At 77.3% G+C, this 12011-nt stretch carries 9 protein-coding genes; 4 read left to right on the top strand and 5 right to left on the bottom strand.

Features of this window, described 5'->3' with window-relative positions; all coding sequences use genetic code 11:
- Positions 1–178: 178 nt before the first annotated feature.
- Positions 179–1168: a hypothetical protein gene (locus ACGF15_RS00980; protein WP_345608473.1), complete on the bottom strand. Its 990-nt coding sequence runs from the start codon at positions 1166–1168 to the stop codon at positions 179–181.
- A 552-nt stretch (positions 1169–1720) separates the two neighbouring features.
- Here ACGF15_RS00980 and ACGF15_RS00975 point away from each other — a divergent pair.
- The 4 genes from ACGF15_RS00975 to ACGF15_RS00960 all read left to right on the top strand — a co-directional run bounded on the left by ACGF15_RS00975 (position 1721) and on the right by ACGF15_RS00960 (position 6571).
- Positions 1721–3190: an FGGY family carbohydrate kinase gene (locus ACGF15_RS00975; protein ID WP_345608471.1), complete on the top strand. Its 1470-nt coding sequence runs from the start codon at positions 1721–1723 to the stop codon at positions 3188–3190.
- A complete protein-coding gene (locus ACGF15_RS00970; RefSeq protein WP_392796489.1) occupies positions 3187–4626 on the top strand; it encodes an FAD-dependent oxidoreductase in 1440 nt (479 codons plus the stop codon). The genes ACGF15_RS00975 and ACGF15_RS00970 overlap by 4 nt, the downstream gene beginning before the upstream one ends.
- Positions 4623–5873: an NAD(P)/FAD-dependent oxidoreductase gene (locus ACGF15_RS00965; protein ID WP_392796488.1), complete on the top strand. Its 1251-nt coding sequence runs from the start codon at positions 4623–4625 to the stop codon at positions 5871–5873. The genes ACGF15_RS00970 and ACGF15_RS00965 overlap by 4 nt, the downstream gene beginning before the upstream one ends.
- Positions 5874–6019: 146 nt before the next feature.
- Positions 6020–6571: a DoxX family protein gene (locus ACGF15_RS00960; protein WP_392796487.1), complete on the top strand. Its 552-nt coding sequence runs from the start codon at positions 6020–6022 to the stop codon at positions 6569–6571.
- A 146-nt stretch (positions 6572–6717) separates the two neighbouring features.
- On the opposite strand, the gene ACGF15_RS00955 is transcribed toward ACGF15_RS00960, so the two are convergent.
- The 4 genes from ACGF15_RS00955 to ACGF15_RS00940 all read right to left on the bottom strand — a co-directional run bounded on the left by ACGF15_RS00955 (position 6718) and on the right by ACGF15_RS00940 (position 11936).
- Positions 6718–8505, bottom strand: coding sequence for an FAD-dependent oxidoreductase (locus ACGF15_RS00955; protein ID WP_392796486.1), 1788 nt, complete (start codon positions 8503–8505; stop codon positions 6718–6720).
- Positions 8506–8521: 16 nt separating this feature from the next.
- Positions 8522–9439 carry a diiron oxygenase gene (locus ACGF15_RS00950; RefSeq protein ID WP_392796485.1) on the bottom strand — a complete coding sequence of 306 codons (918 nt, stop codon included), beginning with the start codon at positions 9437–9439 and terminating at the stop codon, positions 8522–8524.
- A gap of 158 nt (positions 9440–9597) precedes the next feature.
- Entirely contained in the window at positions 9598–10875 is a 1278-nt protein-coding gene (locus tag ACGF15_RS00945; protein WP_392796484.1) for a DUF418 domain-containing protein, read from the bottom strand.
- Positions 10872–11936, bottom strand: a complete 1065-nt coding sequence (locus tag ACGF15_RS00940) for an alpha/beta hydrolase family protein (protein WP_392796483.1) — start codon at positions 11934–11936, stop codon at positions 10872–10874. Before ACGF15_RS00940 ends, ACGF15_RS00945 begins: the two co-directional genes overlap by 4 nt.
- Positions 11937–12011 lie beyond the last annotated feature (75 nt).

Genomic DNA, 12011 nt, shown 5'->3' with positions numbered 1-12011 from the left:
AGCAGGGAGCAGGGAGCAGGGAGCAGGGAGCAGGGAGCAGGGAGCGGGGAGCGGACGGGTGCGGGGCGCCCGGGGCGCAGCGGCGGGGGGCGCACGGCGCGGCCCGCGGGCGCGTGCGTGCGTGCCGCGGCCCGCGGCGGTCCGGGGGCGGGTGCCGGGGCGGGTGTCGGGGAGGCTGCTACTCCCTGCGCGCGGCCGCCAGGCAGCGGCTGCGCGCCCGCAGGAACACCTCCTCGGCCAGCTCGGTGTCCCCGGCGTCGCGGGTGCGGAAGCACCACGGCTGGGTGGTGTAGTACGGGCCCAGGGCCTCGAAGACCCGCGCGGCCTCGGTGAACAGCTGGGCCCCCCACAGTGCGTGGGCCAGATGGCACAGATCGGGGAGTGCGCGCGTCCGCGCCGGTGCCAGGTCGAACCAGTCGTGGAGTGCGCGCCGGGCGTCGCGTACCGCGTCCTCGGTGACCCAGTGCAGGTCCAGGGCCCGCTCCTGGCCGTTCACCCGGCGGTAGCGCTCCACCCGGACCTGCAGCGGCATGACCTTCAGCGGCGAACCCGCCGGGGCGGAGGTCGAGGCCCACTGGGAGAAGTCGACGGCCTCCGACAGCCGGGGGCTCGCCCGGCGCCCGTACGCGAACTGCAGCATCCGCTGGTACGCCTCGCGGTTGTGGGGATCGCGCCGGTCTGCCTGCGCCAGCAGCCCCCAGGGCCCGGGGAAGAGCATCGGGCCCGGCGGCGCGGCCCGGTGCTCGTCGAGCTGCTGCCGCTCGTCGAGACGGGAGAGCGCCAGCAGGCACACCCACGGCACCGGGTCGGCGGGCGCGGTCTGCGCGGCCACCCGGCAGGCTTCCCAGGCCGCGAACCAGAGTTCCTGGGTGCGGTGGTGGCGTTCCCGGTGGGCCCGCAGCGCCCGCTCCACGGCCACCCGGCAGAGCATCACCGCCACCAGCGGACTCCCGGGCTCCTCCACCTGCCAGGCCCGCACGGTGTCGGAGCCCGCGGCGACGGCGGCCAGCACCTGGGTGCGCTGGGTCCACAGCGCCCAGTCGGGCGTCGCGTCCAGCAGGTCCCGCATGGCGACCCAGCGGCCCGTGCGCAGGTCCTGGAGGGCGGCGCGCAGCTCCTCGTCGTGCCCGGCGGGGTGGTACAGCGGGCGGAAGCCGTCCTGGGTCATCGGACGACCGCCCCGGGTGCCGGACGGGCGGGGGAGAAGGGGCCTAACACGTCGCCGGGGCCCCCGCTCCCGTCGGGCGGGTCCACGGGCCGGGCGGGGCGCCGGGCGGTGCGTTGCGCGTCATGGAGTCCTCGGAACGGTACGGGTCGGGCGCCCGGGACCGGCTCGGGCAGGCGGTATCGCCGCCGCTCGGGGACGTCGCGGCCGACGCCGTCCGAGGTCGGGTTCCGGGTGCTCCCGGTGGTCGGCCGGGGACCCGTCGGGGGACACGGGTTGCGGCGCCGGCGGTCGGCCGTGCCGCGCCGATCCTACTCGAACGGGGGGTGGCGGCAAGGGCTTACCGATCACACATACTTCAGATGACGGATTATCAACTACTCTGGCCAAAAGCATTCTTGACGCTCCGTCGGCACCCGGTACAGGCTGATCCCGACGATCTTGGAGAGCCCGGTCCCCCGTAGCGCCGTCCCGACGGCGGAACACCGTCCGGCCCCGGCCCGCACGGGCCCGGGAGGCGCCAGGGGCCGCGACGAGGACGGCGGGACGACGGCAGTGACGCAACCGGTACTCGCCCTCGACCAGGGCACCTCCGCCACCAAGGCGCTCGTCGTCTGCCCCGAGCGCGGTGTCCTCGCCTCCGCCACCGTCCCCGTCACCCCGCGCCACGGCCCCGGAGGCCGCGTCGAGGCGGACCCGCGCGAACTCCTCGACTCGGTCGTGACGGCCGGGCGCCGGGCGCTGGCCGAGGCGGGCGAGCCCGTCGCCGCCGCCGGCCTCGCCAACCAGGGCGAGACCGTGCTGGCCTGGGACCCGGCCGACGGCGAGCCGCTCACCGACGCCCTCGTCTGGCAGGACCGGCGTGCCGCGGGCCTGTGCGAGGCGCTCGCCCCGCACGGCCCCGAGCTGCAGCAGCTCACCGGCCTGCCCCTCGACCCCTACTTCGCCGCTCCCAAGATGGCCTGGATCCGCCGCGAGCTCACCCGCGGCGGTGTCGTGACCACCAGCGACGCCTGGCTCGTCCACCGGCTCACGGGAGCGTTCGCGACCGACGCCGCCACCGCGGGCCGCACCCAGCTGCTCGACCTCGACCGCGTGCAGTGGTCCCCCCGCGCCCTGGAGCTGTACGGCCTGGCGGACGAACGCCTCCCCGAGGTCGTCGACTGCGCCCACCCCGTCGGGGTCACCACGGCCTTCGGCCCCCCGATCGCGCTCACCGGCCTCGCGGTCGACCAGCAGGCCGCCCTGTTCGCGCACACCGCCGCCGGGCCCGCCACCGCCAAGTGCACCTACGGCACCGGGGCGTTCCTCCTCGCCCGGACCGGCCCCCGCCCGCTGCGCACCGGCGGCGGCCTCGTCAGCTGCCCCGCCTGGCGGCTCGCCGGGGCCGCGGAGTACTGCCTCGACGGCCAGGTCTACGCCGCCGCCTCGGCCGTCCGCTGGCTCGTCGACCTCGGGGTGCTCGCCGCGCCCGCCGACCTCGACGCCGTGGGCTCGGCCGTCCCCGACTCCGCGGGCGTCCGCTTCGTCCCCGCGCTCGCGGGCCTCGCCGCCCCCTGGTGGCGGGGCGACGTGCGCGGCTCGCTCACCGGACTCGGGCTCGCCACCCGCCCCGGCCACCTGGTGCGTGCCCTGGTCGAGGGGATCGCGGCCCAGGTCGTGGAGCTCACCGAGGCCGCCGAGCGCGACCTGGGCGCCCCCGCCGCCGCCCTGCGCGCCGACGGCGGGCTGACCCGCTCCGCCCTGCTGATGCAGACCCAGGCCGACCTGCTCCAGCGGCCCGTGGAGGTCTCCGCCCTCCCCGACGCCACCGCCCTCGGTGTCGCGGCCCTCGCCCGCCTCGGCACCGACGCCTCCCTGGACCCCGAGGAGGCGGCGCCGCCCTGGCGGCCGTCCGCCGTCTACGAGCCCGCGATCGGTCCCGACGAGGCCGCCGCCCGCCTCGGGGCCTTCCGGGAGGAGGTCGGCCTGCTGCTCGCCGGGACGCCGGGCGCACCGGGCCCCGCCGGGGCCGCGGAAGCATGAGCGTCACCCGCACCGGCACCCTGCCCGGCACCCTCCACGACGTCGCCGTCGTCGGGGCCGGAGTCGTCGGCACCGCCATCGCCCGCGAACTCGCCCGGTACCGCCTGTCCGTCGCGCTCCTCGACGCGGCGGACGACGTCGGCACCGGCACCTCCAAGGCCAACACGGCGATCCTCCACACCGGCTTCGACGCGACCCCCGGCACCCTGGAGGCCCGCCTGGTGCGCGAGGGCCACCGCAGGCTGTCCGCCTACGCGGCCGAGTGCGGCATCCCGCTCGAAGGCGTCGGGGCGCTGCTGGTGGCCTGGGACGAGGAGCAGCGCGCCGCCCTGCCCCGGCTCGCCGCCAAGGCCGTCGCGGGCGGCCACCGCGAACCCCGCGTGATCGGGCCGGAGGCCCTGCGCCGCGCCGAACCGCGGCTCGGCCCCGGCGCGCTGGCCGCCCTGGAGGTCCCCGGCGAGTCCGTGATCTGCCCCTGGACGACCACGCTCGCCTACGCCACCCAGGCCGTGCGCGCCGGTACCGGGCTGCACCTGCGCTGCCCCGTCACCGGTGTCACCGACCGCGGTGACCACCATGAACTCGCCACCGGACGGGGCCCGTTGCGGGCCCGGTACCTCGTCAACGCCGCCGGGCTGCACGCCGACACCCTCGACGCACTGCTCGGGCACCGCGACTTCACCGTCGTGCCCCGCCGCGGCCAGCTCCTCGTGCACGACCGGACCGCCCGTCCGCTGGTGCGGCACATCCTGCTGCCGGTGCCCACCGCGCGCGGCAAGGGGGTGCTGATCGCCCCCACCGTCCACGGCAAGGTCCTGCTCGGGCCCACCGCCGAGGACGTGCACGACCGGGGGGCGACCGGGTCGACCGCCGAGGGGATCGACGCGCTCCGGGCCGCGGGCCGCCGCATCCTGCCCGCGCTCGGGGAGGAGGAGGTGACGGCCGTCTACGCCGGACTGCGCGCCGCCACCGAGCACCAGGACTACCGGATCCGCTGCCACCCCGACCAGCGCTACGCGGCCGTCGGCTCGATCCGCTCCACCGGCCTGAGCGCCTCCCTGGCCATCGCCGCGTACGTCACCGAGGCCCTCGGCGACGCCGGTCTCGGCCTCGGGCCCGCCCGGGACCTGCCTCCCGTGGCGATGCCCAACATCGGGGAGGCCGCCCCCCGCCCCTACGAGCGGGCCGACCTGATCGCCGCCGACCCCGCCTACGGCACCGTGCTCTGCGCCTGCGAGCGGGTCACCGAGGGCGAGATCCGCGACGCCCTGCACTCCACGGTGCCGCCCGCCACCCTCGCCGGGCTCCGCCGCCGCACCCGGGCCCGTGCCGGGCGCTGCCAGGGCTTCTCCTGCGGCCCGGCGGTCCGCGCGGCCTTCGACGCCTACCGCGGCGCCCGGCCGGGACCCGGGCCCCATGGGGCGGGGCAGCGGTGAGCCGCCGCGAGCGCGCCGTGGACGCCCTCGTCGTGGGCGCCGGGCCGGCCGGGCTGGCCGCGGCGGCCGAACTCGCCGCGGGCGGCGCCGGACAGGTGGAGGTCCTGGACCACGCACCCGGCCCCGGAGGGCTGCCCGTGCAGCTGACCCATCGCGGCTTCGGCCCGCGCCGCAGCCCCCTCCGCGGCCCCGCGTACGTCCGCCCCTTGGTGCGCGCCGCGCTGGAGGCGGGAGCGGCCCTCCGCCCCCGGGTCCTCGCCACCGGCAGCCCCGCCCCCGGAACCGTGGACGTCACCCACCCCGGCGGCCTGGAGCGGATCACCGCGCGCGCGGTCGTCCTCGCCACGGGCGGCCGCGAACGGCCCCGCGGCGCGCGCCTGATCCCCGGAACCCGCCCCGAAGGCGTGCTGACCGCCGGCGAACTGCTCCGGGGGGCCGGCCTCCACCACCGCCCCGCGGGCCACAGGGCGGTGGTGGCCGGCACCGGACCCGGGGCGCTCGCGGCCGTGCGGGCGCTGCGCGAGGCCGGGACGGATGTCGTCGCGCTGGTCACCGGGCGCCCCGAGGCGCCCCTCCTCCCGCCGCGGCTGCGCGTCCCCGTGCTCACCTCGGCGGCCGTGGCCGAGGTCACGGGTGCGGACGGCCTCTCCGGCGTGCTCGTCACCGGGCCCGGAGCCGCGGTGCGTCATCTGGACTGCGACACCCTCGTCCTCACCGGCGAGGGCGTACCCGAGTGCGAACTCGCCCGTCTCGCCGGGGCCGCGCTGGACCCGGCGACCCGCGGCCCGGCGGTGGACACCGCGCTGCGCACCGCCCTCGCGGGGGTGTTCGCGGCGGGCGACGTGCTGCGGGGCGGGGGAGACGCCCCCGGCGCGGCGGCGGAGGGCCGGCACGCCGCGCGGGCCGCACTGCGCCACCTGGCGGGCGGGGGCCGCCCCGCGGGCCTGCTGCGGCTCGAAGCCGTGGCACCGCTGGAGTGGATCACCCCCGGGCTGCTGCCCGTCCCCGGCGAGCCGCCGCCCCGGGGCCGGTTCACGCTGTCGGTCTCGCGGCGCGTGGAAAGGCCCGTCCTGTTGGCCGAGCAGGACGGCCGACCGCTGGGGCGGTGGCCGGTGCCGCACACGGCCCGCCCCGACCGGCCGCTGCACCTGTACGGGGAGCCCTTCGCGGCCGCCGACCCCCTCGGCGGCCCGGTCCGCGTCCGGATCGGTCGGACGCCCTCCCCGGCGGGCCCCTCACGCGGCTGACGCGTCCCGGCCCGCCAGGCCCGGCGCGCCGCCCCCGCTCCCGGCGCGCCGGTTCACCCGGTCGGAGCAGCAGCGGGGTGGGCGGGCGGGCCGCACGGCCGACAGTGGTACCCATCGCCCCTCGCCACCACCGACCGGGAGCCGCCATGACCACCCTGCTGCGACGCGACGCCGGGCTGCTGGCCCTGCGGGTGGGTACGGGCGCCGTGCTCGCCGCCCACGGGACCCAGAAGCTCTTCGGCTGGTTCGGCGGCGGCGGGCTCGAAGGCACCGCCCGGGGCATGGAGGCGATGGGCTTCCACCCGCCGAAGCAGAGCGCCCTGGCCGCCGGGCTCACCGAGACCGGGGCGGGTGCCCTGCTGGCCCTCGGCCTCGCCACCCCGGCCGCGGGGGCCGCGGCGGCGGGCAACATGGCCGGGGCCGTCTCCGTCCACGCCCCCGCGGGGTTCTTCGCGCAGTCCGGAGGCTACGAGTACCCCCTCTTCCTGGGGTTCGCCGCGGGCGCGATCGGCGTTCTCGGCCCGGGCCGGTGGTCGCTCGACCACGTGACGGGGCACCGCTTCGACCGGCCCTGGACCGTCGCCGCCGCATTCCTGGCCAGCGCGGCGGCCGCGGCGGCCGTCGTCGGCAGGCGTGCGGGAGGTCCGGCGGAGGCGGAGGTGGACGACGCGGAGACCGTCGCCGGGGAGGACGGCTAGCACTCCCGGCCCCGCCCCGGATCCCGGCCCCGCTCCGGATCCCGGCCCCGCTCCGGATCCCGGCCCCGCTCCGGATCCCGGCCCCGCTCCGGATCCCGGCCCCGCTCCGGATCCCGGCCCCGCCCCGGCACCCGGTCGCCGGAGGCTCAGCGGCCCGGGCGCCAGGGCCCCCTCGCCGCGGCCACCAGCTCCTCCACGGTCGCCAGTCGCGACCGGGGCCGTCCGTCCGCCCGGCCCCGCGCGCGTTCGGCCCGGTCGATGAGCCTCAGACCGCGGGCGTCCACCACGCGCCCCGCGCGGCGGCGGACCAGGCGGTCGAAGGCCCTGACCGTGCCGCGGGGCGACGGCAGCATCCCGCCGACCGCGTCCGTCAGCAGCGTCCCCACCGTCTCCGCCGCACAGGCGCGGTTGGCGCCGATGCCGCCGGACGGGCCGCGCTTGATCCAGCCCACCACGTAGGTCCCGGGCATCCCGGCCACCCGGCCGCCCTCGTGCGGCACCGTGCCGCGCTCCGCGTCGAACGGCAGCCCCTCCACCGGCTCGCCGCGGTAGCCGACGGCGCGCACCACCAGATCGGCCGGGAGGGCGTACGGGCCCCGGCCGCCCGCGGCCCCGGTCCCGCCGGTGACGAGGATGCCGCCCTGCGTCCCCACCGGGCGCAGGTCGGTGGGGGCGGAGTGGAAGCGCAGCACGATCCGGCGCCGGCCGGACGGCGGCGGGCCCGGGGCGACGGACCCCCGGGGCAGTCCCCGGAGCACCGCGGCCCTGCCGCCGGGGCGCGCCGTGGCGATCGCCGCGCCGATCCGGGGGTCGTGGTCGTCCACGACGAGGTCCACGCCGGGCAGGTGGGTGAGCGCCAGCAGCTCGCCGCGGGTGCAGGCGGCGTCCTCCGGGCCGCGGCGCCCGAGCACCACCACCTCCCGCACGTCCGCGTCCCGCAGGGCCGCAAGGGCGTGGTCCGCGATGTCGGTGGCCGCCAGCGACGCGGGGTCGCAGACCAGGATGCGGGCGGTGTCCAGGGCGACGTTGCCGCTCCCGACCACCGCCACCCGCCGCACCCCGGACAGGTCGACGGCGTCCGGCGCCACGTCGGGGTGGGCGTTGTACCAGGCCACGAGCCGCGCTGCGGGGAGCACCCGCGGCGACTCCTCGCCGGGCAGCCCGAGCGGCCGGTCGGAGGAGGCGCCGACGGCGTACACCACGGCGTCGTGGTGGGCCGCCAGCTCCTGTGCGGAGAGGTCGCGTCCGACCTGGACGCCGAGGTACATCCGCACCCGCGGATGGGAGTGGAAGCGGGCGAAGGCCTCCCCCGCGCGCCGGGTCGCCGGATGGTCCGGTGCGACCCCGTACCTGAGCAGACCGCCGGCCACCGGCAGCCGGTCGATCAGGGTGATCTCGGCGTTGGTGTGCAGCAGCAGGTCCTGTGCGGCGTACATGCCCGCGGGCCCGGTGCCGACCACGGCGATGCGCAGCGGTGCGAAGTCCGCGGGCAGGACCCGGGTGAACTCCGGCCGCCGCCAGAGATGGAAGTTCGGCGCGGGGTCCGCGGCCGGCGCGGCGGACGGGGCGCCGCCCTCCTCGCACGGTGCGGCGCCGGGCCCCCGGCCGCCGCCGTCCCGCGTCCCGGGTTCCGGCGCCTCCTGCTGCGGCGTCCCCTGCTCCGGCGCCTCCTGCTCCGGCGCCCCCTCGAACCAGGCCGCGTTCATCTCCGCGTACGGCCGCAGCCCGGGCCGCAGGGAGTCCACGGGGAAGATCGCGTCGACCGGGCAGGCGTCCGCGCAGGCACCGCAGTCGATGCACGCCCGGGGGTCGATGTGCAGCATCTCCGTGCTGCCGAAGGCCCGCTCCTGCGGTGTGGGGTGGATGCAGTTGACCGGGCACACGGCCACGCAGGCGGCGTCGCTGCAGCAGGTCTGGGTGATGGCGTACGTCATGGTGGGCCGGCCCGGTTCAGATCAGGTGGGCGCGCTGGTAGAACGCCAGCGCGGGGCGGGTGAGCAGACCGGCGGACGCGAGGAAGTCCATCAGCCCGGAGCAACTGGAGCGCAGCATGGCCTTGTGGTGCTCGTTGGCCCGCGCCTCGGCCAGCGCCCGCGCGCTGTCGAGCCCCGCCTGGGCGTAGACGGCCTTGTTCACCATGCTGGTGACGATGAAGTAGGAGGCCCCCGCGACCACCAGGGCGTTGACCTGCCGCCGCACCCGGCCCGCGCCGCGCAGCCGCCTGCGTGTCTCGTCGCGGGCGAACTTCATGTGCCGGGACTCCTCGACGACATGGATGTTGTTGATGGTGCGTACGAAGGGCACCACCCGCTCGTCGCGCATCCAGTCGCGCTGCATCACGTCGAGGACCTCCTCGGCGACGAGGATGGCCGCGTAGGCCGCCTCGCCGAACGCCAGGGTCTTGAAGAGGCGCCCGAGTTCCAGGACCGCGCGGCGCGGCCGGTACGCCGGGGCGCCCAGCTTCTGCGCCCCGCGGGCGAACATGATGGAGTGCCTGCACTCCTCGGCGATCTCGGTGAGGGCCCACTGGAACCCGGCCCCGGTGGGGTCCTTTCCGTAGATGTCGCGCAGCACCATCTGCTGGAGGATCATCTCGAACCAGATGCCCGTGCTCGCCACGGAGGCCGCCTCCTGGCGGGTCAGCTCCCTGCGCTGATCCTCCGTCAGCTCTTCCCAGTAGGCGGTGCCGTACAGGGTGCTCCACTCGGGGCTGGCCCCGTGGAAGTCCCTGTCCAGGGGGGTGTCCCAGTCGACCTCGACCGCGGGGTCGTACGACAGCACCGCGGCGGAGTGGAGCAGCCGGCGGGCGACGGGCTCTTCCTCGGGGCCGTCGCCGTGGATCGTCGGCCGGGCCGTGCTGCTGGCCATGGGGGAGCTCCTTCCGTGGCGGGTGGGTGCTCGTGCGGGCGGGTCCGGATCCGGCGTGCGCCTCCGCCCGCGCCCCGGGTCGGGAGCGCGGGCGGTGAACCGCCGGGAGCGGACGGCCCCTTGTTAGACGGACCGTATAGTAAGGGCCCCGCCGGGGCCTACCCCTTGGTAGAAAGTTTGTCAGCAGCACTCCGTGGTGCGCGGCTCCCGCCGCTCTCGGGAGCCGCGCGCCACGGCGGGCGGCCGAGGACGGTCCACGCGCGCAGGGCCCATTCCACGGGGCCGTAGCGGTGGTGCCGCAGCCACCACCGGCAGGCGAGGGCCTGCGCGGTGAACAGCGCCACGGCGATGGCGGCCAGCCCCGCCGGGGGGACCCGGTTGACCAGGCCGGCCCCGTAGCCCGTGAAGAGCAGCGCCCCGACGAGCGACTGGGCGAGGTAGTTGGTCAGGGCCGTGCGCCCCGGCGGTGCGAGGGCGCCGGTCAGGCGCCCCAGCCGCCGGCTGCGCAGGGCGAGCACCACGGCCGCCCCCCAGGCGCCGGCCAGCAGGGGCGCGGTCAGCACGTCGACGCCCAGGGCCAGCACGTGGTACGCCGAGCCGGGCCGTGTCGCACCGGCGTGCGCGTACACGAGGCCGCCGGCCACCCCGAGGGTGCCGCCGGCCAGCAGGAGCCGGCGCAGGGCCCGCTCGTGGCGCCCGGGATCGTCCAGGAGCCGCAGGCGCCCCGCGACCAGCCCCAGCAGGAACATCGCCAGGGCCGCCGGGGCCTGGAAGAAGACCAGCAGGAAGGCCACGTCGGGCAGTTGCTCCAGATGGGCCGCCACCACGGACGCCGCGTCCCCCCGCAGGGCCTCGGCGGCCCGTGCCGCCCCGGCCTCGGCCGCCGCCGTGTCCACACCGCCGCCCCCCGCCCGCCACAGCGCGGCAGCGAGCAGGGCGTAGGCGGCGGCCGTGGCGGCGAGCAGGGCCGCGGCGAGGCGGAGCGCGGTGCGCAGCCGTATGCGGTGGACGGCCAGCAGCACCAGTCCGAGCACCGCGTAGGTGGTGAGGATGTCGCCCGGGAACAGCAGTACCGCGTGCAGCGCCCCCAGGGCGAACAGCCCCGCCAGCCGGCGCAGGAACCGCGGCCGGAACCGGGTCCCGGCGCGGCGTGCCGAGCCGAGCTGCAGGGTGAAGCTGTAGCCGAAGAGGAAGCTGAACAGCAGGAAGAACTTGGCCTCGAAGAGCGCCGCCACCACCGCCCGCACGGCGTGGTCGACGGGCCCGTCGAAGGCGGGGTCCGCCGCGCCCGACCCCTGGTGGGTGGAGGCCATGTAGGTGATGTTGACGATCAGGATGCCCAGGAGCGCGAACCCGCGCAGGGTGTCCACGGCGGCCACGCGCCCGCCCGCCCCGGTGCGCACCGGTGCGGCCGCCCGGGATGCCGTACGCCTCATGCCGCACGCTCCCCGGGGAGCTGCTCCACGAAGCGGGCCTGGTCGGCGAGGAAGTCCGGGGCGAAGATGCGGCGCGGTGCGAGGAGCGCCGTCGCCGTCAGCCGCGGCTCCCAGGAGGCGACGGCCTCGTCCAGCAGGGCGTGCGTGGCCCCCGGGTAGTGCGCCACCCGCAGCAGGGACGGATCGAGGAGCGAGCGGTAGGCCGCCTCCGTCTCGGCCACGTCCACATGGACGTCGTGTCCGGCGAGCACCAGCAGGACGGGCACCCCGTGCACGGCCCGCAGGTCGTCCGTGGCGTCGGCCGTGAAGTTGCGGGCGGCGAACCCCCAGCGTGCGGCCGTCATGTCCGCGGCGTCCCCCAGCTCGGCCCGGTACTCCTCGTGGGAAGCCCCGCGCCGCAGCAGCTCCAGCGTGCTCTCGCGCCGGCGCAGCGCGGCCGAGACCTCCTCCTTGGGCGCGTTGCGCTCCCGGAGCTCGGCCAGCAGGTTGTAGCGGCCCTGGCGCTGCCAGTTGACGGCCGGGGAGACCGCGATGGCGAACCGCAGCGAGGGGTCCTCCGCGGCGACCTTCGGCAGTACCCAGCCCGCCTGGCTGGCTCCCCACAGCCCGATGCGGTCCCGGTCGATCTCCGGTCGCCCGCGCGCCCAGGCCACGGCGGCCAGGGTCTCCTCCGCCCGGTCCGCCATGCTCTGCTCCAGCCAGTCGCCCCCCGAGCCGCCGACGCCCGGCTTGCTGAACGAGAGCGAGGCGTAGCCGGCGCGTGCGAAGGACTCCCATATCGGCCGGTAGAAGGTCTCGTGGGTCGCGTCGACGGGTCCGTCCCCGTGCACGAACACCACCAGCCCGAAGGGGCCTTCGCCCTCCTCGGGCAGGGCGAGCACCCCGTCGAGCGTCCGTCCCGCGTGCCGCAGGGAGACCCTCTCCTCGCGCAGCGCGTAGCTGTTCTGCCACACCGCGACCCCGCCCAGCACGGCCGCTGCCGCCAGCAGCCCGGCCAGTGCGCGCAGCAGTGCTCCGCCCCGCCGCCGTACCCGGTGCCCGTCGCCGTGTCGGTCCGCCATGACTCCACCTCCAGAAACTATCAAGTCCAAAACGTTCGTACTCAGAATGAACGTTGTAGACTCGATCGTGCAAGT

The organism is Streptomyces sp. NPDC048001, assembly GCF_043203115.1.
GTDB classification, from domain to species: Bacteria; Actinomycetota; Actinomycetes; order Streptomycetales; family Streptomycetaceae; genus Streptomyces; species Streptomyces sanyensis.
Note: the sequence above shows the minus strand (reverse complement) of the source record. Positions and strands in the feature narration are given on the sequence as shown.

What these genes read in the sequence shown, in the direction of transcription:
- ACGF15_RS00980 (WP_345608473.1), bottom strand. Translation starts at nt 1,168, where the DNA reads ATGACCCAGGACGGCTTCCGCCCGCTGTACCACCCCGCCGGGCACGAC.
- ACGF15_RS00970 (WP_392796489.1), top strand. Translation starts at nt 3,187, where the DNA reads ATGAGCGTCACCCGCACCGGCACCCTGCCCGGCACCCTCCACGACGTC.
- ACGF15_RS00960 (WP_392796487.1), top strand. Translation starts at nt 6,020, where the DNA reads ATGACCACCCTGCTGCGACGCGACGCCGGGCTGCTGGCCCTGCGGGTG.
- ACGF15_RS00955 (WP_392796486.1), bottom strand. Translation starts at nt 8,505, where the DNA reads ATGACGTACGCCATCACCCAGACCTGCTGCAGCGACGCCGCCTGCGTG.
- ACGF15_RS00950 (WP_392796485.1), bottom strand. Translation starts at nt 9,439, where the DNA reads ATGGCCAGCAGCACGGCCCGGCCGACGATCCACGGCGACGGCCCCGAG.
- ACGF15_RS00945 (WP_392796484.1), bottom strand. Translation starts at nt 10,875, where the DNA reads ATGAGGCGTACGGCATCCCGGGCGGCCGCACCGGTGCGCACCGGGGCG.
- ACGF15_RS00940 (WP_392796483.1), bottom strand. Translation starts at nt 11,936, where the DNA reads ATGGCGGACCGACACGGCGACGGGCACCGGGTACGGCGGCGGGGCGGA.